The sequence below is a fragment of the Rhodococcus sp. IEGM 1372 genome (genome assembly GCF_030056835.1).
Taxonomy (GTDB): domain Bacteria; phylum Actinomycetota; class Actinomycetes; order Mycobacteriales; family Mycobacteriaceae; genus Rhodococcoides.
Genome location: NZ_JASHKS010000009.1, coordinates 100,585 through 123,955 on the forward strand (window position 1 = coordinate 100,585; position 23,371 = coordinate 123,955).

Annotated in this window: 23 protein-coding genes; 6 read left to right on the forward strand and 17 right to left on the reverse strand. The window is 64.6% G+C overall.

Translation table 11 applies throughout. From position 1 onward, the window contains the following. Positions 1-88: 88 nt before the first annotated feature. Together QM590_RS11260 and QM590_RS11265 are read left to right on the forward strand one after the other, a co-directional pair. The gene (locus QM590_RS11260) at positions 89-877 is read left to right on the forward strand and encodes an IclR family transcriptional regulator (protein ID WP_068051171.1); all 789 of its coding nucleotides are present in this window, start codon (positions 89-91) and stop codon (positions 875-877) included. After that, positions 874-1,701 carry an HpcH/HpaI aldolase/citrate lyase family protein gene (locus QM590_RS11265; protein ID WP_269594893.1) on the forward strand — a complete coding sequence of 276 codons (828 nt, stop codon included), beginning with the start codon at positions 874-876 and terminating at the stop codon, positions 1,699-1,701. The genes QM590_RS11260 and QM590_RS11265 overlap by 4 nt, the downstream gene beginning before the upstream one ends. Positions 1,702-1,767: 66 nt before the next feature. Here QM590_RS11265 and QM590_RS11270 read toward each other — a convergent pair whose 3' ends face one another. Together QM590_RS11270 and QM590_RS11275 are read right to left on the reverse strand one after the other, a co-directional pair. Continuing rightward, complete coding sequence (locus tag QM590_RS11270; RefSeq protein ID WP_269594892.1) at positions 1,768-3,195, reverse strand: MmgE/PrpD family protein; 1,428 nt, start codon at positions 3,193-3,195, stop codon at positions 1,768-1,770. Beyond that, positions 3,192-4,004, reverse strand: coding sequence for a cyclase family protein (locus QM590_RS11275; protein ID WP_068051189.1), 813 nt, complete (start codon positions 4,002-4,004; stop codon positions 3,192-3,194). Before QM590_RS11275 ends, QM590_RS11270 begins: the two co-directional genes overlap by 4 nt. 178 nt (positions 4,005-4,182) lie before the next feature. Here QM590_RS11275 and QM590_RS11280 point away from each other — a divergent pair, with 178 nt between their 5' ends. Then, entirely contained in the window at positions 4,183-5,550 is a 1,368-nt protein-coding gene (locus QM590_RS11280; RefSeq protein ID WP_269594891.1) for an MmgE/PrpD family protein, read from the forward strand. Here QM590_RS11280 and QM590_RS11285 read toward each other — a convergent pair. The 5 genes from QM590_RS11285 to QM590_RS11305 form a co-directional block, all read right to left on the reverse strand. Next, entirely contained in the window at positions 5,547-6,077 is a 531-nt protein-coding gene (locus tag QM590_RS11285; RefSeq protein ID WP_269594890.1) for an LpqN/LpqT family lipoprotein, read from the reverse strand. The genes QM590_RS11280 and QM590_RS11285 overlap by 4 nt on opposite strands. Next, positions 6,074-7,003 carry a hypothetical protein gene (locus QM590_RS11290; RefSeq protein ID WP_269594889.1) on the reverse strand — a complete coding sequence of 310 codons (930 nt, stop codon included), beginning with the start codon at positions 7,001-7,003 and terminating at the stop codon, positions 6,074-6,076. The genes QM590_RS11285 and QM590_RS11290 overlap by 4 nt, the downstream gene beginning before the upstream one ends. Further along, positions 6,988-7,995 (reverse strand): hypothetical protein, encoded by a 1,008-nt coding sequence (locus tag QM590_RS11295; RefSeq protein ID WP_269594888.1) that lies wholly within the window; start codon positions 7,993-7,995, stop codon positions 6,988-6,990. The genes QM590_RS11290 and QM590_RS11295 overlap by 16 nt, the downstream gene beginning before the upstream one ends. After that, positions 7,992-8,291 (reverse strand): type VII secretion target, encoded by a 300-nt coding sequence (locus QM590_RS11300; protein ID WP_269594887.1) that lies wholly within the window; start codon positions 8,289-8,291, stop codon positions 7,992-7,994. The genes QM590_RS11295 and QM590_RS11300 overlap by 4 nt, the downstream gene beginning before the upstream one ends. A gap of 200 nt (positions 8,292-8,491) precedes the next feature. Further along, a complete protein-coding gene (locus QM590_RS11305) occupies positions 8,492-9,166 on the reverse strand; it encodes a GntR family transcriptional regulator (RefSeq protein WP_269594886.1) in 675 nt (224 codons plus the stop codon). A 199-nt stretch (positions 9,167-9,365) separates the two neighbouring features. Here QM590_RS11305 and QM590_RS11310 point away from each other — a divergent pair, with 199 nt between their 5' ends. Together QM590_RS11310 and QM590_RS11315 are read left to right on the forward strand one after the other, a co-directional pair. Beyond that, positions 9,366-10,784 (forward strand): MFS transporter, encoded by a 1,419-nt coding sequence (locus QM590_RS11310; RefSeq protein ID WP_269594885.1) that lies wholly within the window; start codon positions 9,366-9,368, stop codon positions 10,782-10,784. 3 nt (positions 10,785-10,787) lie between these two features. After that, the gene (locus QM590_RS11315; protein WP_269594884.1) at positions 10,788-11,453 is read left to right on the forward strand and encodes an aspartate/glutamate racemase family protein; all 666 of its coding nucleotides are present in this window, start codon (positions 10,788-10,790) and stop codon (positions 11,451-11,453) included. A 1-nt stretch (position 11,454) separates the two neighbouring features. Here QM590_RS11315 and QM590_RS11320 read toward each other — a convergent pair whose 3' ends face one another. The 10 genes from QM590_RS11320 to QM590_RS11365 all read right to left on the reverse strand — a co-directional run bounded on the left by QM590_RS11320 (position 11,455) and on the right by QM590_RS11365 (position 22,205). Beyond that, a complete protein-coding gene (locus QM590_RS11320; protein ID WP_269594883.1) occupies positions 11,455-12,081 on the reverse strand; it encodes an SRPBCC family protein in 627 nt (208 codons plus the stop codon). Continuing rightward, positions 12,078-12,581: a (2Fe-2S)-binding protein gene (locus QM590_RS11325; RefSeq protein ID WP_149407882.1), complete on the reverse strand. Its 504-nt coding sequence runs from the start codon at positions 12,579-12,581 to the stop codon at positions 12,078-12,080. The genes QM590_RS11320 and QM590_RS11325 overlap by 4 nt, the downstream gene beginning before the upstream one ends. Next, positions 12,578-14,944: a xanthine dehydrogenase family protein molybdopterin-binding subunit gene (locus QM590_RS11330; protein WP_269594882.1), complete on the reverse strand. Its 2,367-nt coding sequence runs from the start codon at positions 14,942-14,944 to the stop codon at positions 12,578-12,580. Before QM590_RS11330 ends, QM590_RS11325 begins: the two co-directional genes overlap by 4 nt. After that, positions 14,941-15,792 carry an FAD binding domain-containing protein gene (locus QM590_RS11335; RefSeq protein ID WP_269594881.1) on the reverse strand — a complete coding sequence of 284 codons (852 nt, stop codon included), beginning with the start codon at positions 15,790-15,792 and terminating at the stop codon, positions 14,941-14,943. The genes QM590_RS11330 and QM590_RS11335 overlap by 4 nt, the downstream gene beginning before the upstream one ends. Then, a complete protein-coding gene (locus tag QM590_RS11340; protein WP_269594880.1) occupies positions 15,792-17,222 on the reverse strand; it encodes an MFS transporter in 1,431 nt (476 codons plus the stop codon). Before QM590_RS11340 ends, QM590_RS11335 begins: the two co-directional genes overlap by 1 nt. Beyond that, positions 17,219-18,478 carry an FAD-dependent monooxygenase gene (locus tag QM590_RS11345; protein ID WP_068051148.1) on the reverse strand — a complete coding sequence of 420 codons (1,260 nt, stop codon included), beginning with the start codon at positions 18,476-18,478 and terminating at the stop codon, positions 17,219-17,221. The genes QM590_RS11340 and QM590_RS11345 overlap by 4 nt, the downstream gene beginning before the upstream one ends. Before the next feature lies 1 nt (position 18,479). Beyond that, positions 18,480-19,511: a 2,5-dihydroxypyridine 5,6-dioxygenase NicX family protein gene (locus QM590_RS11350; protein ID WP_269594879.1), complete on the reverse strand. Its 1,032-nt coding sequence runs from the start codon at positions 19,509-19,511 to the stop codon at positions 18,480-18,482. Continuing rightward, a complete protein-coding gene (locus QM590_RS11355; protein WP_269594878.1) occupies positions 19,489-20,382 on the reverse strand; it encodes a carbon-nitrogen hydrolase family protein in 894 nt (297 codons plus the stop codon). The genes QM590_RS11350 and QM590_RS11355 overlap by 23 nt, the downstream gene beginning before the upstream one ends. Beyond that, positions 20,379-21,011 (reverse strand): flavin reductase family protein, encoded by a 633-nt coding sequence (locus tag QM590_RS11360; RefSeq protein WP_269594877.1) that lies wholly within the window; start codon positions 21,009-21,011, stop codon positions 20,379-20,381. Before QM590_RS11360 ends, QM590_RS11355 begins: the two co-directional genes overlap by 4 nt. Positions 21,012-21,170: 159 nt before the next feature. Continuing rightward, the gene (locus QM590_RS11365; protein WP_269594876.1) at positions 21,171-22,205 is read right to left on the reverse strand and encodes a formamidase; all 1,035 of its coding nucleotides are present in this window, start codon (positions 22,203-22,205) and stop codon (positions 21,171-21,173) included. Positions 22,206-22,317: 112 nt separating this feature from the next. Here QM590_RS11365 and QM590_RS11370 point away from each other — a divergent pair, with 112 nt between their 5' ends. Continuing rightward, the gene (locus QM590_RS11370) at positions 22,318-23,370 is read left to right on the forward strand and encodes a LacI family DNA-binding transcriptional regulator (protein WP_269594875.1); all 1,053 of its coding nucleotides are present in this window, start codon (positions 22,318-22,320) and stop codon (positions 23,368-23,370) included. The last annotated feature ends 1 nt before the right edge of the window (position 23,371 follow it).

Sequence of the window (23,371 nt, forward strand, 5' to 3'; positions counted from 1 at the left end):
ACGGCCTCAGAACAGGCTCTTCCGTCAATTTCTTGTTACGGGTATGGTTCGCTCAGCGGAACGCACGCACATCCGAAAGGTGACACTTATGGTCAGCAGGCCTGCACTGGAGACGTCGACGGGAACAGAGTCCGCCGATCGTGTCGCCGATGTGCTCATCGCCTTCGCACAATCCGATCGGGCACTGGGCGTGTCCGAGATCGCTCGCACTCTCGACCTGAGCAAGGCTGTGGTGCACCGCATTCTGCAGTCGCTGGCATCGCGGTCGATCGTGCAGCCGGTTGCGGGCGAGTCGACGTATTCCCTCGGCCCGGCGGCGATCGGACTCGGCACCAAGGCGTGGAGCCAGCTCGACGTCCGGTCGATCGCTGCTCCCGTGCTGCGCGCGCTTCGCGCGAACACACGCGAGACCGCAACGCTGTCGGTACTCGTGGGGCACCGTCGTGTCTATCTCGATCAGTACGAGAGCCCCCAGGAGGTGAAGATGGTGGTCGAGATCGGCCCTCAGTACGCGTTGCACTCGGGAGCCTCGAGCCGAGCGATTTTGGCGTTCCTCCCCGATCGATTCGCGGACGAGGCCTTCCAGGAACTCCGCAGCAGTTCCCCCGACGCCGACGAGACCCGCTTCCGCGCCCGCCTCGCAGAGATCCGTACCAACGGATACGCAACCTCGACGAACGAGCGAAACACCGGTGCAGCATCGATCGCCGCGCCGTTCTTCGACGCCGCAGGGCACGTACTCGGATCGGTCAGCTCCTCGGGCCCCGCTTTCCGCTACTCCTCGTCCGCGGACGACGAACACATCGTTCATGCTGGTCAGGTCGTCGCGGCGGCCCAGTCGATCACCACCATCCTGGAAGCGCGTGCAGCTCGATGACCCCTACCTCCGCCCGGTCGTTCCTCTACGTACCGGCAAACAAGCCCGAGTTGTTCGACAAGGCCGTTGGCGGTGCCGCAGACGCGGTGATCATCGACCTCGAGGACGCGGTTCCGTTGGCGGACAAAGACCGAGCGCGTGCCGACCTCGCGGGGTGGTTGGCCTCGACGCCGTCGACCGATACCCAGATCTGGATTCGCATCACCCCCGAATTCATGACGCAGGACCTCGAGGCCGTCGCCGGAGGCGGTGTCACCGGCATCATGGTGGCGAAGTGTTCGGTCGAGTCACTCACGCGCGCAGACCGATTGCTCACCGAGCACAACCTGCTCGGGGTCGAGCTGATCGGGCTGATCGAGACGGCTCACTCCTTGCGTGCTCTGCCGCAGATGGCTCGATGCAACAGAGTGCGAACATTCGGGATCGGTGAAGTCGACCTCCTCGCGGACCTGCGCATCACCCGTTCGGAATCGACGGAATCGATGATCGACGCGCTTCGGCTGAACGTCGTGATCGATTGTGCTGCTGCGGGATTGGCAGCACCGATCGCCCCGACGTCGACCGATTTTCGCGATCTGGACGGGTTCGTCGGCACCACGGCCCGTTTCGTGCAGATGGGTTTCCGCGGCCGGACGGCATTGCACCCCAGTCAGGTTCCGATCATCAATGCCGCGCTCACCCCGTCCTCGGACGACATCACCACAGCACGTCGACTGGTGGAGCTGTACGAGGTGTCTCGGGGAGGACCGACCGTCGACGACAACGGACGATTCGTCGACGAGGCAGTGGTGCGGGGCGCACGGGAAATCCTCGCCCGGGCCTGAACCGACCGAACTGCAGCTCGGGCACCGCACACGAGTGACGGTGCCCGAGCCGGTGGGACGACTGTTCTATTGCTGCGTGGTCGATTTCAGGTCGATCAACGGTGCGAGCAGTGTCCCGATGTCGGTCAGGTCCCCGAGACGATCGCATCGGCCGGCCAGTTCCTTCAGCTCGACGTCGGAGAGGAACGGCCCCGCATTGCTGGTGAACTTGGTCGAGACCTCGCCGAACGACAGCGGCCGTTCGGGTCCGCCACGAGTGGTGAGCACCTCTTCGACCACTACTGTTCCGTCGGTCAGAGTTGCGGTCAGCACCGCCGGGAACTGGTGCGGGAAGATGGCGTCGCACTTCGGGTTCGGAACGACGTCGACCTTGGCCATCAGAGCTCGCCGATCTGCTGACTTCGCCAACTCGTCGGTGTAGTCCTCGAGCGCAGCACCGAGTCCTCCCCCGCCGAGCAAGCCGACCACCACTGCGTACGGTCCGCTGAACTGCGCCATGTACCCGGTTTCGGGCGTGCGTTTGACGTCGATGGGTTCACCGATGGTCCGCAGATTCGCTGCGGGCACCCCCAGCTCGAGCTTCTCGATCTGCTCCGGCCGGATTCCTCTCGCCCGCAGCGCTGCTCCTGCGTCTATCGCCGCGTGGGTGAAGTGATTGGCGGGGTAGGGCTTGAAGAAGATTCCGGGAACGGCCCACTCGGAGCCGAGTCCGTCCAGAATCTCGTTGGCTCGGCCAGGCTCGTGCAGCCAGGCCTGGAAGAAGCCGAACCGTCCTTCGAGGACCGTCGGCGGCCCGGTGATCCCGTGTCGCGCAAGCCCTGCTGCGGAGAGCGCGGAATGCGCAGCCCAACCGCAGTGCATGCGCTTGACGGTGCCCCCGGTGCGGTTGGCCTCGATGATGCCCGACGCCATCGACGCCGCAATGCCCATCGTGTCGACGATCTGTTCCTCAGACGCACCACCGATGACAGCGGCAGCCACAGCGCTACCCATCGCACCGCAGATGGACGTCGCGTGCTGTCCGTGCTCGAAGAACACCGAGTTCTTGGTTTCCGGGTCGAACCCCGCCATACCGATGCGCACACACACTTCCAGCCCGATCGCGATGCCGCGGACGAGTTCTCGACCGTCGGCACCGTGCTCCTGAGCAGCCGCAAGAGCCGCGGGCACGACACTTGCGCTCGGATGCAGGATCGATGGAAGATGCGTGTCGTCGAAGTCCAGTGAGTGTGCGAGCACTCCGTTGACGAAAGCGGCGAGGGCCGGAGGGAGGGCGATGTCGAGGCCGACCGCGGATGCCGTTGCTGCCCCGCCTTGTTCGCGGGCCCATGCGGTCGCGGCCTTGCTCGTCTCGAGATCGGTGGCCGCAACCGCGATCCCGAGCGTATCGAGCACCCGCATCCCCACCGAGGTGACGACGGCGTCGGGCAGATCCTGATAGCGGGTGGTCGCGGCGAAACGCGCCAGGTGCTGCGCGAGTGTGCGTTCGCTCATGCGGACGTCACCGCCAGCGGCCGTACCGGTGAACCCGTTGCGCCGAAGATGTTCAGGGGAACGAGAACGAACGTGAACTCGAACAGTTCCTGCTGGGAAAGCTCTTCGAGGTCGAGTGCTTCGATGATGTAGATACCGCTCTCCACCAACAGAACTCGGTGCGCGGGGAGCAGAGCGTGACCACCACCGGGGGCGAGCCGCTCGAACGCGATGGTGTCTGCACCTGCAGCGTGTACACCCTTGTCCGCCAGCCATTGCGCGCCTGCTTCTCCGACTCCGGGGACTCCGGACGGGCCGCCGACGTACGGCGATCCCTCGGCGAACAACTGCCCCCATCCGCTGCGAATCAGCACGACATCGCCGCGTTCGATCTCGATTTTCTCTGCAGCACATGCTGATTGCAGATCATCGACGGTGATCTCGTACCCGCCCTCGCAGCGACCGACACCGAGGAGCCTCGGGATGTCGAGCAGCACGCCGCGGCGGATCATGGGTTCGATGGTGTGGACGCCGTGTTCGACATACTTGCCGCCCAGGCACGACTGCCCGGCATCGGCACCGCCGTGCAGCTTTCCGTCGTGGCTGACGTGGGCGAGCGCATCGATGTGAGTGCCCACGTGCGTTCCGGTGGTGATCATGTCGTTCGCGGCGCTGCCGCCGTCTGCCCGAGTCACGTCGCCGTGTCTGCGCGGCAGGGTGTGCCAGAACTGAGGATGATTGGGCGACTGCGGCATCCCGACCCTCAATTGTCTACCGAGATCGACTGCGCGCACGCCCCCCTGGACTGCACGAAGAAGTTGATCGGACATTGCTTCGTCTCCTCGTTCGACGCTGCGTGCGTACCTCACACCAGCGTTGGTTCGTTTCGCTAGCCGGAACAGCTTTGAGCGTCAGGGGCTCGCGCCGGCGGTAGGCCGAGCCTAGCAGTCGGCAGGTGGCACGTCTCGATCATTGACTCTTTCTTTCCGAGCCTTCTACAGTCCAACAATGGACGGTTCAACGTCGTTTCGCTCAACGGAACAGATGCATGCGGTCGACGCCTTGGCCACCGCGATGGTCGAACTACGGAAGTCCCCCCTCTCCGCGCCGCTCGGCGATCGAACGCGGTTGATTCTGTTGGACCTGCTGGGCGTCACCCTTGCCGGTGCCCGCACCGCCGAGATGGTCGAACTACGGAAGAAGTGGGACGCGGAACCAGGATCGACGTACCCGATAGGCGGAAGCACCGGCACCACGATCGAGACTGCAGCCGAACTCGACGCCATCGCATCGTGCTGCCTCGAGCTCGACGAGGGCAACAAATACGCCGCCGGACATCCTGCTGCGCATGTGCTTCCTGCAGCGATCGCCGCGGCCAGGCTGGCATCGACGCCGATCTCGGGCCGGGCCTTCCTGACGGCCGTCGTAGCGGGATACGAGGTTGCCGCTCGATTCGGCTGGGCTCTGACCCGGCACAGTGCATGGCACACCCATGGACACTGGGGTGCCACGGGCGCGGCCACAGCAGCCGCGTTGATTCGCGGTGCCGATGCGAACGAGGTTGCCGCGGCGATCGACTCGTCGTCTGCGTTGATTCAGGTAGCGCCCTGGGCGGTGGTTCTCGACGGCAATTTCTCGCGAAACCTGTGGATCGGCGGTGCCGCACGGGCGGGCGTGACCGCGGCCAGGCTCGCCCGGTCCGGGGTCGTCCACAATTCGGGGGCCATCGAGCACACCCTGGGCGCTCTGGTCGGGACATTGGACACGTCCCGACTGACCGAGGATCTCGGCGACCGATGGCTCACGCTGGAGGGCTACACGAAACAGCACGCCAGCTGCTCGTACACGCACGCCGCCGTGGACGCTGTGCAGAGCCTGCGCGCTGACGCCGAATGGTCCGCCGCCGACATCGAACATGTTCGGGTGCGGACACATTCGTTAGCGGAACCCCTGTTCCGCCGACATCCGTCGAACAGGTTGGGCGCGATGTTCTCGCTGCCGTTCGTGGTGGCCGCAGCGTTCGTGTCCGACGCGATAGACGTGGATTCTCTGGATCCCCGAGGTTCGGGCTTCTCGACGGCCGAATCGTTCAGCGCCCGAGTCGACGTCGCATCGTCGAGCGAGCTCGACGCGCTGCTGCCCGAGCGCCGAGCCGCCGAAGTGACGATCGAATTTCGGGACGGCACCACACTCTCGGCGACTGCCCCGAATCCGCTGGGCGACATCGACCATTTTCCGATGGATTACGGCGCGGTGCGCGCCAAGATCGCCCGCTTGGTCGGCGAATCCGATACCGCGGTCATCGAGGACATCGTCGACTCCCTCGGCGATACGGAGGACGTTGCGGCGCTGTTGCGCGCACTACCGATTCGCTAGCGTCGACCGATACGCACCTCGTCGACGAATTCGTCTGCAACACAGGACAATCTCTGTCGTAGCGAATCCGGCACGGTGACCGTCACCTGAACCAGGTACTGGTCGACGATGTGGTGGACGACGACGTAACGGGTCCGGGCGAAGAGCAACCGACCGGCGCAGTCGTAGCGACCCGCAATCGAGACGGACGGTAGACCGCAGAACGAACCTCGGTCGTGACTGATCTCGACCCAGCCGGGCAGTGCCCGCGCGTCTCCGAAGCCGCACTCCAGTAGGGCATCCGGGTCGACCGACCGTGCGAGCTTCCCGACCAGAACCACCGCATTCGGTACGAATCCGTCGACTGCGTTCGCCGGCGAGCACAGCACCGCGGTGGCGTGTGGGAAGTGATGCTCGGAAACAGCCTCCCAGTCCGGTAGCACCGGGAGCTCGAGCCCGAACCTGTCGCATTCGTCGCGGTGCACCGGTGCCAGTTCGACACCCTGCTGCTGGAGATAGGTGTATACCGTCCTCTGTCGAACCGTCACTGGACAGTGTTCCTTCCACCGACAGTCGTTGCGGCACGGTCGGCGCGGATACGCTCGCGCAGCCTGGGCGGGCGCAGCAACTCCCGCGCATCGTCGTGGCCCAGTTGCGCACGAGCCCAATGATTGTCGCGACACCACAGAAGCAGCGCGAGCAGCGAATTCGGTTCGACCTTCTTCTCACACGCCATGATGACCAGCTCCGGCTCGTCGGTCTCGCTCGATCGGCGCGAGACTCTGATCACCGGCAAGTCACCTCGGTGCGGTACTGCTGGATTCGGATGCTCCTCCAGGCACAGATCCGCAATGTCGCTCCAGGGCACGACCGTCACGTCGTTCGACACCTTCCACCCACGACGTCGATAGATCTGTTGGACAATACCTTCGGGGTGCAGAGAGATCCAGGTGCGGTTGACGACGACGAACCCGAGCACGAACCACGCCAGGCATGCCGGCGCGCCTATCGCCGTCAGCAACTCTGCCCTCTCTTGGCGAGGGTCCGGTCCGTCGTCTCTGAATACGAAGTAGGACAGGCCCACCACCGACGCGAAGGCGAGTAGACCTGCCCTGGCCACGAAGTCCCCGCGCCCGGGCACCGACAAACCTGCGCCGACGCCTGCAACGTCGACCCGCCGCACGAAACGTGACAATCGCGCAGCTCCGATGCCGGACATCGGCACAGCCATCCCCAAGGGAAGGAGCACGAAGAACGCGAGCCACAACAGTGCCAGGAGGCCGCCTGCGCCCGTCCTGGCAATCACAGGGACGGCAGCAACCAGCAGTCCCACCACTGCCGTACAGATGCCGAAAACCGCTGCGAGCCAGCCGAGGTGAACACTGCGCCACCTCCGCACCCACACAGGTCCCGGATTCGCTGTCGCAGGCATGTTCGCGCCTGTGTCCTCACGATCGGTCATCGCAGTGTCCATTCGAAGACCTTCGAGACGCCGTGGCTGACGGAGCCCCCGACCAGGGCACCCAACGCAACGCCTGCGGCAGCACCGGCAACCGTGCCCGGCCCGGGAAACACCGAACCCGCGGCACTACCGACTCCCACCAGAGCACCGGTCACGTAGCTCGCAGCTGCGAGGCCGGCGGCGGTACTCGCCGTATTGACCGCAATCGCCTCAGCGGGGCTCACCCCCTCATCGATATCGTGGCCAATCGAGGGCACCGTTCCCGCCACCGCGCCGAACGCCCCCAACCCCCGACCGATGTTCTTGGCAACATCGTCGACGGAACCGACACCCGGAAGTTGGAGAGCCCTCCTCGTCACGTCGGTCATACCACCGATGACGGTGGCTGCAACGGTCGTCGGCCAATCCGGCATCCACGAGAAGGACCCGTCCGGGTTCTCGACGAACTTCCCGGCCGGACTACCGAGCGCAAGCTCGGTCAACAGCTTCGTGGGCTCGGCCAACTGCTGCGCAGCGTCGAGTGCGGCCCTGTCTGCCTGTCTCAGAGCTCCCTGAATGTCCTCGGTCAACTGCGCTGCAGCAGAGCGTAGTTCGTCGGCCTTCCGTATCTTTTCTTCACCCAGGACGTCCGGTATCAATGCGATCATCCCGTCTGGATCCACTACACCGTCGGCCCGAACGGCGAACCCGCTCGCCGTCGCCGCCGAGACCTGCGCATGCAGGTGGGCCTTCGCAGCATCGACCAGTCCTGCTGCGGTCTCGAATGCTCTACCGAGTGAATCGATTTCACTGCACACCGAGCTCATCCGGGAGCATTCGCTCACCACACGCTCGGCTGCGGCGTCGGCTGCTTCGCCGGTCCACGTCTCGGCCAGTACGTCCTGCTCCTCGAGCACTCCGGTGCGCTGGCCGTTGACGCGCTCGACGATCTCCGACAACTCGATCATCGTCTTGCGCATCGACTCCGGTTCCCAACCCGCGACGTGCGGGACCGTCGGGGTCATTTCGGCTCGTCCATCGCTGCGAGGCGGCGGGCGAGTTCGTCGTCGGCGATCTCGTAGTTCTGCGCGACGCCGCGGGCGATGTCCGCGACGCATTCTGCCCGCCCGGCCAGAGCTGCAACAGCTCCGGCCGCCGCGGCTGCTGCCGCCGCACATGCTGCGTGAAAGTCACTACCCTGCAACGCATTCTCCGACGCACGGAACGGAGCAAGAGCATCCACCTCACGGATCACCCCGCCAGTTGCCGACAACACATTCGAGAACTGCCGCAGGATCGCTGGATCCACATTCACTGTCATGACGCTCCCCCGAGTTGCACCGTAGCGACGCCCGGTGAATCGGCGTCATCGGGTTTGACGCGAGTGGGCCCCGATCGGTTCCCTCCGGCCGTTCCGAGAAACGTTCATGGGAATCACGACGATGAACACCGCCCAGTCACGGCCCATCGAACCTACGGCGGCAGGACTGCACGCGACGCGGTGAGTACGGCGGACTCGGCTCAGTGCTGTGGGTCGTAGCCCGGAACTTGCGCCAGAGTCTCGAACGTTCGCGCTCGACCCCATTCCACGTGCGCGAACGCAACAGCGGCAGCCAATTCCGTATCCCCCTTGGCGATGGCGTCGACGAGGGAGACATGCTCCCCGTGTCGTAGCGACGGGTCCCGTTCGAGATTGGCCATGTTGAGTCGATTGCTGCGCTCGCGCAACGGTTCCATGATCACCGGGAACAGCCGGTTGGCGGACAATGCCTCGATCCCCGAGTGCACTCCAGAGCTCGCGTGATGGAATTCGAGCAGATCACCCCGGTCGAGCGCTGCACCTGCACGGGACACGGCGTCGATCAACGACGACGAGTCCGCGCCCGCCGCCACAGCGGACGCTGCCCGGCGAGCAACGAGCGGCTCGAGCGCGGACCTGATGTCGTACAACTCGTCGACGGAACTTCTGGTCACTCCTGTCACCACGGCAGGGCGTCGCGGCGACAGCGTCACCAACCCTGCTGCTTCGAGCAATGGAAGCGCCTCACGAATCGGGACCCTCGACACTTGGAGCTCGGTTCCCAGGTTGCGCTCGCTCAGCGTTTCACCAGGCCGGAGGCGGCCGTCGAGGATGCGTGTTCTGATCGCGTCGAACACCGATCGCGACAGCGATTCGCGACCTTCCGTGGATGCCATGATGCTTGTATACCAGCGAACTGTAGGTATACCGCGCATCCGCCAGCGTCATCGGCAAGCTTTGTCCAACGACGACCTAGACAGCAAGAGCCAGGTGAGAGGACCTGGAAACACAAGCGTTACCGCTGAGAAACCATTCACGGCCCAATGCTCCGTAAATTCTCCGTTGTTGGTATACCACTTAGCGAGAGGCACTGGGATGAGCGTCCCGACCAGGAACGAGAAGCCGTCACCGATCGACCCACCGCCCGAGGCCGGCAGCCTCAGTGAACAGATCGAGGCGTCGTACTCGAAGATCGGCCTCACCACAGCGCACTTCGGCATCGTCGCCATGGTCCTGTTCGGTGTGTTCTTCGATGCCATCGAACAGAATGCCGTCGGCATCACCGGACCGCTCCTGCGTGAATCCTGGGGCCTCGGCGGAACCGAGATCGGACTGCTGAACACCGCGACGTTCACCGCCGTCGCACTCGGGCGCATCCTGGCCGGAGCCGTGATGGACCGATTCGGTCGTCGAACCCTCCTCGGTGCAAACCTCCTCGTCTTCGCATTCGGCTCGCTACTGTGCGCATTCGCACCCAACTACGAGGTGCTGGTGGGCGCTCGATTCCTGGTCGGGCTCGGACTCGGCGGTGAGATCGCCGTAGCGGTGATCATGCTCTCCGAGTTCTTCTCCGCCAAGCATCGCGGTACTGCGGTCGGCATGATCAACGTCGCGGCCGCAGGTCTGGGCAACATGCTCGCCCCTCTGTTCGGGGTCATCGTCTTCGCGATCTTCACCGGTGACGACCGCTGGCGTTGGCTGTTCGGTCTGCTGGTGCTACCCGCACTCGCGGTCGTGTTCTATCGACGCTCGCTTCCGGAAACACCTCGCTTCCTCGCGGCGACAGGCCGGGTGGCCGAGGCCAACACCGTCATCAACCGCCTGGCACAGGGCAAGCTTCGCGGCACCCTCGACTCCGAGGTTCAGTACTTGAACGTCGACACCACAGTCGATGATCACGCCGCACCGCGCGCACGGTGGACGGAGATGTTCGGGCAGCGTTACCGCAGAAGCACTCTCGCCCTCGGCATTGCCGTCTGCATGTCCTACGCAGCACAGATCTCGATGCTCACGCTGATCCCCGTCATCCTGACGGAGCGGGGAATGTCGATCTCGAGTGCGCTCTGGTACACCCTCGTGATGCAGTCCGGGTCGTTGATCGGTGCGCTGACCGCCGCACTCATCGCTCGCAAACTCCCCCGCAAGGTGACGCTGACCGGTGGCGCTGTGCTCGGTATCGTCGCCGGGCTCGGATTCGGCTTCTTCGCAACGTCCATCGGGCTCGTACTGTTCTTCGGCACCCTGTTCAACTTCTCGGTCATCATCCTCAACACGACGATCTGGCTGTTCGCACCCGAGCAGTACCCCACGCGAATTCGTGGCCTCGCGACGTCGGTGATCCTGGCGCTGGGCTCCCTCTCCGGCGGACTGTTCCCGCTCATTGCCGGAGCCGTACTGGACTCGTCCGGCGTTGGTGCCATGTTCGCGATGCTGGCCGGTCTGTTCATCGTGTGCGGAATTGCCGTGCAGTTCCCGAAAGAGACCTTCGGACAACCCATGCCGGAAGATGGCTGAGCAGTGAAGATTCTCGTGATCAACCCCAACTCGAACACTGCAACGACGCAGCTGCTCGTCGACGTCGCGCGGCGTTGGCTCCACGACACAGAATTCACCGTCGTCGGGGTCACCGCGGGTACCGGACCGGCGATGATCACCGGCACCGAACAGTTGCGTGCTGCCGGACCGGATGTCGTAACCGCGGCCCTCGACGCGATCGAGCACCATGGCCCGGCAGCGGTGATCGTCGGCGCGTTCGGTGATCCCGGTGCCGCCGAACTCCGAACCCTCGTCGACATTCCGGTCGTCGGGATCGGCGAGGCAGGAATCCTGCACGCCGCACGAGGTGGTCGGCGCTTCGCGATCGCCACCACCACAGCCGATCTCGCTGCCCAACTCGATGCATTGACTCGTGCTACCGTGCCCGACGGCGATTTCGCGGGTGTGTTCCTTACTGCGTCGTCGCCGTTGGTCCTGGCCGAGGACCTCGCATCGAGTGTTGTCGAACTGGGAGCAGCGGTCGATGCAGCAGTCGCCGCCGGAGCGAGCGCGGTCGTCATCGGCGGCGGTCCGTTGAGCGATTCGGCCCGGCGGCTGGCACTGCGCACCGACGTGGACGTCATCGAGCCGGTTCCGAGTGCCGTTGCGATGGTCGTCGACAGAATCTCGAACGCGGTACGCAGCTGAACTATCGACGTCCGAAGGCCCTGGACACCAGCCAGCCCTCGACCATTCCCGCGAGGAAGATGCCCGCGATCGGTGCGTACTTGCGCACCGGTTCGGGCATCAGGCTCATCGCGTTCAATTCGCCGCCCATCGGGCTCGCAACAGCAGCCTTCACAGCTGCAGGCGTGGTCGATTCGGCCGGAGCCGAACCACTGAGCAGCGCACCGAGATTGACGGCGAACTGTTGCAGGACCTTGTTCGACACCGCGACGATCGCGCCCTTGCCGAACGAGACTATCTTTCCGCTGATCACCAGATCGGTGTTCAGGGTCAACCGCGAACGATCACCGAGCGCCTCGACCGCCAGATCGACCTGGGCCTCGGCGTCGCCGTTGCCGTGCGAGTCCGCCCCCTTGGCTTCGAGTGTGAGCGTGCGGGTCTCCGCGTCGACCTCGAGGAACCTGATCGTGCCGGCGTACGACGCGCTGATCGGGCCCACTTTGACCTTCACACCGCCGAGGTAGGTCTCGCCGTCCTTACCGGTGATGGCCGCCCCCGGTACGCAGGTCGCGACCTTCTCGACGTCGTTAATCAGCCGGAACACGTCCTCGGCGGACGCGTCGATATCGAGTGTATTGGTCAGTATCACTTGGGAACTCCGTTCACACAGCCGGCGCAGCGGCGCTGCTCGGCGCACGAGTCGATGGCCTCGACGATGGTCTGGTACCCGGTACAGCGGCAGTAGTTCGACGCCACCACCTCGCGGATCTGTTCCTTGGTGGCATCGGGGTTGTCGGCGAGGTAGCCCTCGGCCAACATCAGGAACCCCGGTGTGCAGAACCCGCACTGCAAGCCGTGGTGGTCTGCGAAGGCCTGCTGCAGGTCGTTCAATTCACCGTCGATGCCGAGTGATTCGACGGTTTCGATATCCGAGTTCTCCACCTGCGCTGCGAATGTCAGGCACGCGCGAGCCGGCTTGCCGTCGATCAGCACGGTGCAGGCTCCGCACACGCCGTGTTCGCAGCCGACATGGGTTCCGGTGAGCTGCAGATCGTGCCGCAGTACGTCGACCAAGGTTCGCCGTGGTTCGGTGATCACCTCACGGACGGTGCCGTTGACGTTCAGTTCGATCAGTTGCTTGTTGCTCATGGCCTGCCCTTCGCCAGTGCTGCCTGTACTGCCACGGGGGTGATCGGTGTGTCGTTCAGTTCGACTCCGGTGGAGCGCAATCCGTCGTTGACGGCGTTGAGCACAGCGGCGGGTGCACCGATCGTTCCGCCCTCACCGGCACCCTTGGCTCCGGATTCGGTGAACAGGCAGGGAGTTTCGAGGTGGTGGATCTCGATGTCCGGGATCTCGCAGGCAGTCGGCACCTTGTAGTCGATGAAGCTGGCACACAGTGGATTTCCGTGATCGTCGTACGACACCTGCTCGAACAACGCCCCGGCGATGCCCTGGGCGATCCCACCCCGGCACTGGCCCTCGACGATCTTGGGGTTGATCGCGACGCCGCAGTCCTCGACGCACACGTACTTCAGGATCTCCACTCGTCCGGTGCCCTCGTGCAACTCGACCACAACGCCGTGGGTGGCGTTGGAGAAGGTGCCGTCGTTGAACACGTCGAAGCTTGCCGTCGCGGACAATCCGGGTTCCACGCCCTTCGGCAGCAGTTGCGCCTTCAGATACGCGACGTCGGCGATATCCCGGTAGGTAACGTACTTCGAGTGGTCGTCGCGCTGACGGACGCGCCCCGATGCCAACTCGACGTTGTCGTCGCGAGTCTCCAGCAGATGCGCTGCGATCTCACAGAGCTTGTCTCCCAGCTTGTTCGACGCCAACGCCACCGCACTGCCGCCGATGGTGATGGAGCGAGAGGCGAACGAGCCGAAGCCGTAGGTGATCCGGTCGGTGTCGCCCTGCACGATCTTAACCTGTTCGACGGCGATGCCGAGCCGGTCGGCGACGATCTGCGCCATCGTGGTCTCGTGGCTCTGCCCGTGGCTCATCGTTCCGGTGGTCACGACGACCGTGCCGGAGGTGTCCATCCGAACCTCCGAGATGTCGAACCCGGGCACCACGTTCATCTTGCGCGCCGCGAATGCGCTGCTGCCGTAACCGGTTCGCTCGCTGAAGCACGAGTATCCGATGCCGATGTGTCGGCCGTCTGCGGTCGCCCGCTCCTGGAAGTCGTACCAACCGCCGTCACGGAGGGTCTGCTCGCACAGGTTCAGCGCCTCGAGATACGAGCCCGGGTCGTAGGTGATGTTGTTGACGCCGGTGTACGGGAAGGCGGTGATGACGTTTCGTCGCCTGATCTCCACAGCATCGAGCTGCAGTTCACGAGCCGCTCGCTCGAACAGTCGCTCCATCACCATGACGTACTGCGGCCGGGACACCCCTCGGTACGGCGCGGTCGGTGCCTTGTGGCTGAACACGGAACGGCCCCGCACCCGGTACGCCGGAACCTGGTATACCCCGGGCATTTCCGCCGAGGCCATCAGCGGCTCGATGCCGGCGGTGAAGGGGTAGCAGGAGTACGCGCCCATGTCGCACACGACATCTGCGTCGAGGCCGAGAATGCGCCCCTCGGAATCGAACGCTGCCCGCACGTCGTACTGCTGTTCGCGCGCCAGGAACGACGCCGTCAGTGCGTCCTTGCGGTCCTCGATCCATTTGATGGGACGGCGGAGCTTCAACGCTGCTGCGGCGACGGCGATCTCCTCGCGACCGACGACGCACTTCTGCCCGAACCCGCCACCCATGTCGGGCACCACGACGCGCACCTGGCGCTCGTCCAGACCGAGGCATAGCGCGGTGACGGTCCGAACCTGGTGTGGCACCTGAGTACAGATGTAGATGATCAGCTGCTCGTCGCGGTCGTCCCAGTACGCGATGCATCCACGAGTCTCGAGCGGAAGCGCGTTCTGGCGGCCGGTTCGGGATTGCACCGACACGACGGTGTGCGCGTCGTCGAAGATCTCGTCGATGCCCTCGGTGGCGAACATCTGCACGTCCACGACGGTGTTGTTCGGGACCGAATCGTGAACCAGGGGAACGTCATCGGACATGGCCTGATCTGCGGAGGTGACGGCGGTGACGGTCCGGTACGACACTCGTGCCGCCTCGAGCCCGTCCTCGACGCTGTAGGCATCGGCGGCGACGACGATGGCCAGTGGCTCACCGACGTAGCGCACCACGTCGTGCGCCAACACGGGCATGTCGGTGGGCACGAATTCGCTGAGCGGACGCGACAACTCGGCGCGGATCGGCCGCAGGTCCAAATCCGCCGCGGTGAAGACGCCGCGCACTCCCTCGACTCCGGCGACGTCACCGACGTCGAGACCGGTGATCGATCCGGCCGCGACGGTGCTGCGGACGAACTGGGCGTGCAACATTCCCGGCATCGCGATGTCGTCGACGAATCTGCCTCGGCCGGTGAGCAACCGCGGGTCTTCCCGGCGTGCGACCGAGGTGCCGACGAATTTCGGCGTGAGAACCTGATCGACGCTCACGTGGGCACCCCCTGCGATACCAGTGCGTCGCTGCAGGCTTCGGCGACCAACGTGCGCACCAGGGTGCGGCGGTACTCGGCGGTGACCATGCCCTCGTCCTCCAGTTCCAATGATTCGGCTGCGGCATCCGCGCAGTCTGCGAAGGTCCCGCCTGCGGCCAGGACGGCTTCCCCTGCCGGCGATCGCACGGGAGTTGCTCCCACTCCCGCGAGGGCAACCCGTCCGCCGACCACGGCCACGCCGTCGAGATCGAGGGACACCGCTGCGCCCACGATCGCGAAATCTCCCTGCCGCTCTGCGTATTCGGTGACCGCAGCGTGCGGTGCCGGGTTCGGGAACACGATCTCGACGATCATCTCGTCGAACGCGAGATCGGTGGAGTAGTACCCGAAGAAGAACGAGTCTGCCTCGACGGTTCGCCGCCCCCGCACACTCTCGACGACGATGCGGGCGTCGAGCAGTATGGCCAACAAGCACCATTCCGCGGTGGCGTCCGCATGGGCGATGCTGCCCCCGACGGTCCCGCGGGTACGGATCGGGTAGTGCCCCACCCACCGCATGGCCTCACGAAGGACGGCGAAGTCCGTTCCCACGTCGCCGGATTCGACGTCGTAGTGGGTGGTGAGCGCCCCGATGTGCAGGCAGTCGGTTTCTCGGCGGATGTACTGCAGAGTGTTCAACCCACCCACGTCGACCAGATGCCCGGGCCGGGCGAGGCGGAAGTTCATCATGGCGACCAGGGACTGGCCTCCGGCGATGATCTTCGCGTCCTCGCCCAGCTCGGATAGCAGCCGCACCGCACCAGAGACATCGCGCGCCCGGTGGTAGTCGAACTGCGCGGGCTTCATCAGACTCGAGCCTCGCCTGCGACGACCTCGGTGGGATCGTCGACGAGGGTGTCGAGTTCGCGACCCTTGGTCTCGGGTGCGAAGTACGCCATCCAGATCACCGCGAACAACACGAACGCGGTGACGATGCCGAAGGTCAACGGAAGACCCAGGATCGGCCACATGACGGAGCCGAACAACAGCGGCGCGAAGCCGGTTGCGACCCGGCTGACCGAGGACGCGTAGCCGAATCCCGAGGCGCGGATGTTGGTGGGGTACAACTCCGAGACGTAGCAGTACAGCACCGGGATGGTCAGCTGAATGACGAATCCGAAGATGCCGAGCCAGATCAGCGCGGCCGACTGGATGTCGAGCATGACGGCGAACATGACCAGCGCGCTACCCGCGATCGGGCCGGACAGTCCGATGACCCACTTGCGTCCGAAGATCTCCACGATGAACGCGGACGTGAGCACACCGACGATGCCGACTCCGGTCATCAGCGTCGTACCGGCGAAAGCTGCGAACTCTCCGTAGCCCTCGGCCCGCAGGATCGACGGCATCCAGCTCAGCGCTGCGTAGTACAGCAGCATGATCGACACGAACAGCATCCACGCTGCGGCGGTGATCCGGGGGCTGTACCGCCAGACCGACTTCAGCTGCGTCAGAGCGGCTTTCATGCCGCCCGGCCCCTTCGGGGCGGTGTCGGCGACGATGACGTACTCGACGGCCTCGGATCCGGTACGGGTCACCATGTCGTCGATGACGGCGCGGGCCTCGGCCTCACGACCGACCTTGGCGAGGTAGATCGGTGACTCGGGGATACCGCGTCGGACCCAGAACAGCAGCAGCGCAGGCAGAACCATGAACAGCAGCATGTAGCGCCAGCGAACGTCGCCGTCGATCGGGACGAGCAGCGTGGCGACGACGCCGCAGATGGTGGCACCGATCGGCCACCAGACATCCATGGCGGAGAGAATCTTGCCGCGAATGCGACGCGGTGAGAATTCGCTGACCAACGCGTAGTCCACCGGTATCCAGCCACCGAGACCGAACCCGGCGAGGAACCGCAGAATGATGAAGATCTCGAAGCTCGGCGCGAACGCTCCGAGGACCGAGAACAGCGCAAAGATCAACAGCGTCAACGAGAATGCACGCTTACGTCCGACTCGGTCGGCGATCGTGCCCCACACGACGGCCCCGACGGCCATGCCGATCAGGTTGCCGGTGGCGACCAGACCGCGCTCGGCTTGGGACAGGTCCCAGTAGCTTCCGAGCAGCGGGGTCAAGAAGCCGTTCAGTGCCACGTCCCAGGCGTCGAACATGTAGCCCAGCCCACCGATGATGAAGATCTTGCCCTGCACACCCCATTTCCAGGGGAGTTCCTGTACTACCTGATCACCAGTCTTCATCGCAGCCTCCGGCGCGGTGTTGTGGTCCGAGGTCGTCATCGGACGAACGAGTAATGGAATTTCTCGTCGTCGCTGTCGTCGAGCGGGGTACCGCTCCACAGCCAGTCGTACGAGATGTCGGATTCCCCATCGAACGACGCCAGTGTCGCGTCCCGCTTCTGCTGCTCGGGTCCATCGGGTATGTGATAAAAAGTCTTGTTCTGCAGGCTCGCGTCCTGCACCATCCGCGCGTGCCTGGCCCGCCGAAACACGTAGCGCGCCAACGCCTCGTCGATCCCGCTCGGGGTGACCTTCGCGAGCTCCTCGGCCAGCACTGCCGCGTCTTCCATGGCCTGCGAGGCCCCCTGCGCCTGATACGGCAGCATGGCATGACAGGCATCGCCCAGCAGCGCGACACGGCCGTCGGTCCACCGCGGGTCGGGCCTGCGGTAGTAGAGCGCCTGGCACAGCACGTTCTCGTCGGCTTTCGAGAGCATCGCATGAGCGCGGTCGTCCCAATCCGGGAACGTCCCCATCAGTTCCTCGGGTCCGACGAGCCGTGGTCCACCGTCGCGGACCTCGTCGGTACACGGGGCCAGCGCAACGACATTGAGGTATTCGCCGTTACGAATCATGTAGTGCACCAGGTGCCGGTCCGGTCCGTACCAGATGGTGCTCTGGTATCGGTCGACGAGCCAACGAGTAGCCGGATCCTTGACGATGCGATCACCAGGAATCAAAGCGCGATAGGCCATTTCGCCGGAGAACACGAGCGTATCGGGTAGACCGATCAGATCGCGCACGGTCGAGCGAATACCGTCGGCTCCGATGAGCAGATCCGATTCATAGCGCTTACCGGTTCCGGTGACCGCGACAGGCCGCGTCGGATTCTTTCGATCGACCTCGACGACCTTCGCGTCGGTCTCGAACACCACCATTGGGCCCGGGCCGTCGGGGTCGAGACACTGCGCGTGGATGGCAGAGTGCAGGTCTGCGCGGTGGTAGTGCCAGTACGGGGCGTTGAACGTCTTCTTGCAGTACTCGCCGAGCGCGGTGAGCGCGATGACCTTGCCGTTCTCCCAGCGCCTGCGCACCTGATCCATCGGCTCGGTCTTGATCGCTTCGAGCTTCTCGCGCATCCCGAGGGCGATGAGGATACGGCTGGCGTTGGGAGCGGTCTGAATTCCCGCGCCCACCTCACCCAGCTCGGCAGCGGCCTCGAGTACCGTCACCTGAATTCCTCTGTGCCGCAGCGAGAGCGCCGCGGTCAGACCCCCGAGGCCACCGCCTGCGATCACCACTTCGATCGGTGCCATGTCAGCTCTCCACCAATCGACCCTCGGTGACGACATCGATGCCGTCGATGGACACGGTGCAGGCGCGCATTCCGATGTCGAGGTGTGCGTAGGAGTCTCGGCCGAGGACAGGGTGCGGGCCGGTGGACCACAGGAAGCTGCCGGCGAACGCGCGGGCGTCCATGCCCATGATGTCGTCCTTGCCGTACATCGCGGCCGCGAACCAGTCGCCGGTCTTCATCAGTCCCCAGCCCATGTGGGACAGGTAGCGCGCCCACTTGTCGTTGGAGTCGGCGAAGAACATGTTCAGCAGCGCCGCCTCGCCGCCGCCGGTGACCTCGTCGATGTGACCGTTGGTGACCGTCAGCGTCGTCTCGTCTCGGACGTACTCCTTGAACGGCAACAAGATATCGCCCTCGGACAGCACGATCTTTCCGTTGGAGATCTCCGGCCAGCACAACACCATCGTCGACGGCCAATGATCCCAGCGGCCCTTGTCGTCGGCGAAACCCACCTGGAACTCGGGCTGCGAATTGCTCAGTTGCACGGTGAGATCGGTGCCGGCCTCGTTGGTGATGCGCATGGTCGAACCGTTGCGAATCAGATCGACGCCGGCCTGTACCCGTTCCTTGTCGCCGTCCTGGGGCATGTTGCGGATCAACACGTCCGGGGCATCGCAGACGAAGATGATGCGCGTTCCGGCGGCCAGGATCTCCTGCTGGATGGGCGCGTGGATGAAGCCTTCACTGGTGAGGTCGACCACGAGGTCCGCGCCCTTGAGCATGTCCTGAGCCACCGAACTGTTCATGACCGACACCAGGCCGGGGCCTGCCCCGGTGTGGGTGCTCGGCATCGGCGCCGGACTACCGCCGGGGACCGTTGCCGCGAGCACCTGGGCACCCAGGCTCTGGGCCGCACCGAAGGCAGCCGAGACGTAATCACCGCGGCTCGACGGTTCCGCGAGAATCACCACCTGCTCTCCGGGCTGAACTTTGCACAGCTCGAGCTGACGGGTGAATGCGCGCAACAGATCAGCTGATCGCAGATCGAACATCTCGGTTCCTCTCGTGATCGTTCTCGGTCGTACGTGTCTCGGTGATACCGCCCAGTCGGGCAAGGTCTTTCAGATAGGGCACTTCGTCGCGTGCGTCGAGCAATTCGCGTCGAGTCACTGTGGCCGATACCGATCCGACGCCCTCGTCCATCTCGACGATGGTGCGCCCCTGCGGTCCGACGATGACGCTGTGACCCGCGAACCGTGGGCCGTCGCCGGCCTGTCCGGTGAGTCCGGCGGCCGCGACGACGACGCCGTTCTCGAGTGCACGGGACCGGGTCAGCAGCTTCCACACGTGCAGGCGAACGTGCCCGAATGCGGACGGCACGGCGATGACATCGGCTCCTCGCTGGACCAGATCGCGGACCGTCTCGGGAAAGCCTGCCTCGTAGCAGATCACGACGCCGATGGTGCCGAACGGAGTGCTGACCAGCAGTCCGCTCTCCGCGCCAGGAGTGAACACCGATTTCTCTCGGTCCCAGAGAAAACGCTTGTGTCCCAAAGCCAGCAGGCCGTCCGGACCCACGACGAGCGAGCTGTCGAAGACGACTCCTGCGGAGTCGCGGAACACGATGGCCGTCACCAGAACCGTATCGGTATCGGCAGCGAGCTCACCGAGTGCGATCGATGTACGACCGGGTACCGACTCGGCCATCGAATCGAGATCGTCGAGATCGTAACCGCTGGCGAACAATTCGGGTAGGACGATCAGCTTGGACCCGGCGGCGGCGAGCGTACGCACTTCTGCGGCCACTGCATCGATGTTCTGCTGCCAGGCACCGGTCCGCGAACCGGTCTGCACCACAGCGATATCGAACGTGTCGACCACCGGCTGGGTGTCGACGCCGCGCAGGCGGGCCGACGTGGTCATTGCGCCACCCGGTTCATGTCGGTGGTGTAGAACGGGCCTGCCAACCTGCCGAGGAATCGGTGTTGGAGTGTGTCGACATGCAGGTCGCTGGTGAGCAACCCGGGCCTGCTGGTCACTGTCGTCACGGTCCCGAGTACCAGGGTGTCCGAGCCGAGCGTGATTTCCTGCAACGTTCGGCATTCGAGCGAGACCAGGGATTCGAGGACCGACGGAGCCGAGACCGACACCGACGGCACCGCGGTCATCTGCGAGAGCTCGAACTCGTCGATCTCCGCATCGACGGTGGCGAAACTCGCGGTCACCGCATCCACGCTGTCGGCGGACGGGATGTTGACGACGAATTCGCCGGTGTCGCGAATGTTGACCAACGTGTCCTTGAGCTCCCCGGGGGACCCGATGCGCTCGCCGATGGAGATCATCAGCGTCGCTGGATTGCGCGAGGCGACGTTGAAGAAGCTGAACGGTGCCAGGTTGCGAACGCCGTCGCCGGAGACGGTCGAGATCCACGCGATCGGACGAGGTTGCACCGCGCAGGACAGCAGTTTGTACACATCCCCCGAAGACATCGAATCGATGTCGTGGCGGGTGCGATCCGTGAGCTCCAGAGAGTCGCCTACCTGGGAAGTCATCGAAACGAGCCTTCTTTCGCTTGCTGTGCAACCGGTCGTGCAACCGATTGCGTTGCTCTGACGATAGAGGGGTTTCGAGCTCGATGTCGAGCTTTGAGCGACAAATCCGGAACCAATTAATGGCACCGTTACACGGGCACCGGCCGCGTAACCTCCGCCTTACTCGCCGCGCAGACCGGCCCGCGCCGAATCGGTTGCACTGTCGGGTCTACGCGGGGGCCCGTACCCCTCCGACGTCCCGCCGACGATGCGCACCTCGTCCTCCCACGGCAGTCGATAGGTTCCGTCGGCCAGGTCGCGAACGTAGGTGTACGGGCAGTCCTGCGCGCCACCGGCCAGGGCAGTGAACCCGCGATGCCCCAGTTGGTAGATGTTGTTCTCGACTCCCCATTCTCGACGTGCCGCATCCGCGCGGGCCGGCTCGATCGATATCGTCACCACTCGATCGGGTGTCGAATCGCCGCGCTCGACGATGGTTCCTTCGTAGTCGCACACCATCGCCTCGCCCATCGACGGGATGCCGTTGCCGTCCTCCCCCGCCAGACACACCGATGCCGTGTACGCCAAGTTGTGAAAGGCATTGGCCTCGTTGGTGATACGCCAGGACTGCCGCAGCGGAAACTTGTACCCGGCCGTGCGCAGCAGCACATTGGCACCGCGGTAGCTCGCCTCCCGCGCCATCTCGGGAAACATTCCGTCGTGGCAGATCAACAACGACAGAACGGAACTCTTCGGCCCCGGGCAGACCGGTAGGCCGAGGTCGCCGGGCTCCCACGGCTCCTTGGGCGTCCAGGGATGCAGTTTGCGGACGTACAGCGCTATGTCACCTCGATCGTCGACGATGATTCCGGAGTTGAACGGCGCCCCGCCCGGGTTGCGTTCCATGATGCTGAAGCAACCCCAGACCTTCGACTCGCGGCACGCGTCGCGCAGTCGCTCCACCTGCGGACCGTCCATATCGCACATCACCTCGTCGGATGCCCACGAGGACTTGCGTAAGCCGTGCAGCGAATACTCCGGGAACACCACGAGATCCAGGGCCGAGAATCCAGCCTTCGCCTCACGCAACTGCCTGCATACGCGGTCGGTCGTCGCATCCACGTCGGCCATGCTGGTGATCAGCGGAACCTGCTGTTGAACCAGGCCGAGTGTGAGCGACGTCGGCGATGGATTGAGACCACCCAAACCTGTCATCGAATGTCCGTTCCTCGAGAGCAACTTGTTGCGCAAACGATTGCGCACGGTGCTAGCTTAGGGGTCATCAGGGGTCGGGGCAGCGCCGACGGAGGATCGAGGGGAACCGCCAGTGGACAGCACTACGTCGGGAAGCGTCACGCTCAAAACGGTCGCAGCTGCTGCGGGAGTGCATGTCTCGACCGTTTCCCGTGCTCTACGACGCGTCGCGCTCGACCCGGCCGGTGCCAGCGCCGGAGACCTGCGATTGTTCGAGCTGGCCCGCGAGATGGACTACGTCCCCAACCCCAACGCGGCGAGCTTGACCACCAAGAAGTCCACCGCGTTCGGAGTCCTCGTCCCGCGATTGACCGACGTGGTGCTCTCGGCGATGTACGACGCCATCGAAGAGACAGCGAACCGTGCCGGGTACGAGACCTTCGTCGCCAACACCCACGACGATCCGATTCAGCAACGTCGACGCATCGACCTGTTGCTCGGCCGCAACGTCGACGGCCTCATCTTCGGTGACGCTCGCCTCGACAGCGAGAACCTCGAGGACCTCCACCGCCGAGGAATCAAGTTCGTGCTCATCAGCCGTAGATACCCGGGGATGACCTCGGTGACGTGCGACGACCATCGGGGCGGCTACCTCGCCGGTGAGCACTTGGCCAGGCTCGGCCACACCCGAGTGGGGATCGTGTCCGGACCGGCGTGGGCCAGCACCGGAATCGACCGATCGGAGGGCTGCCGAGCTGCCCTCCGCGATGCAGGCATCGACGTTCCGGACGAGTACGTGCGAGAAGAGGGCTTCGATCCCGAGGCCGGGCGACGCGGGGCCACAGCACTTCTGGCGTTACCGACACCTCCGACCGCGATCTTCGCGACCAACGATTTCAGCGCCATCGGAGTCCTCGGTGTCCTGCGCGAAGCGCAGTTGCAGCCGGGACGCGACATCGCCGTCGTCGGGTACAACGACATCTCGATCTGCAGCGAACTGACGGTGCCCTTGACGACAATTCACAGTCCCCACCGCGAAATCGGCACACGCGCAGCCGAAATGCTGCTGGCCGTCACCCACGGACTGCCGGTGTCCTCGGTGGCACTCACACCGACACTGGTCGTCCGCGATTCCACGGTTCCGGGGCGAACTACACCGACACAGTTCTCGCCGGTCGGCGGGTAAC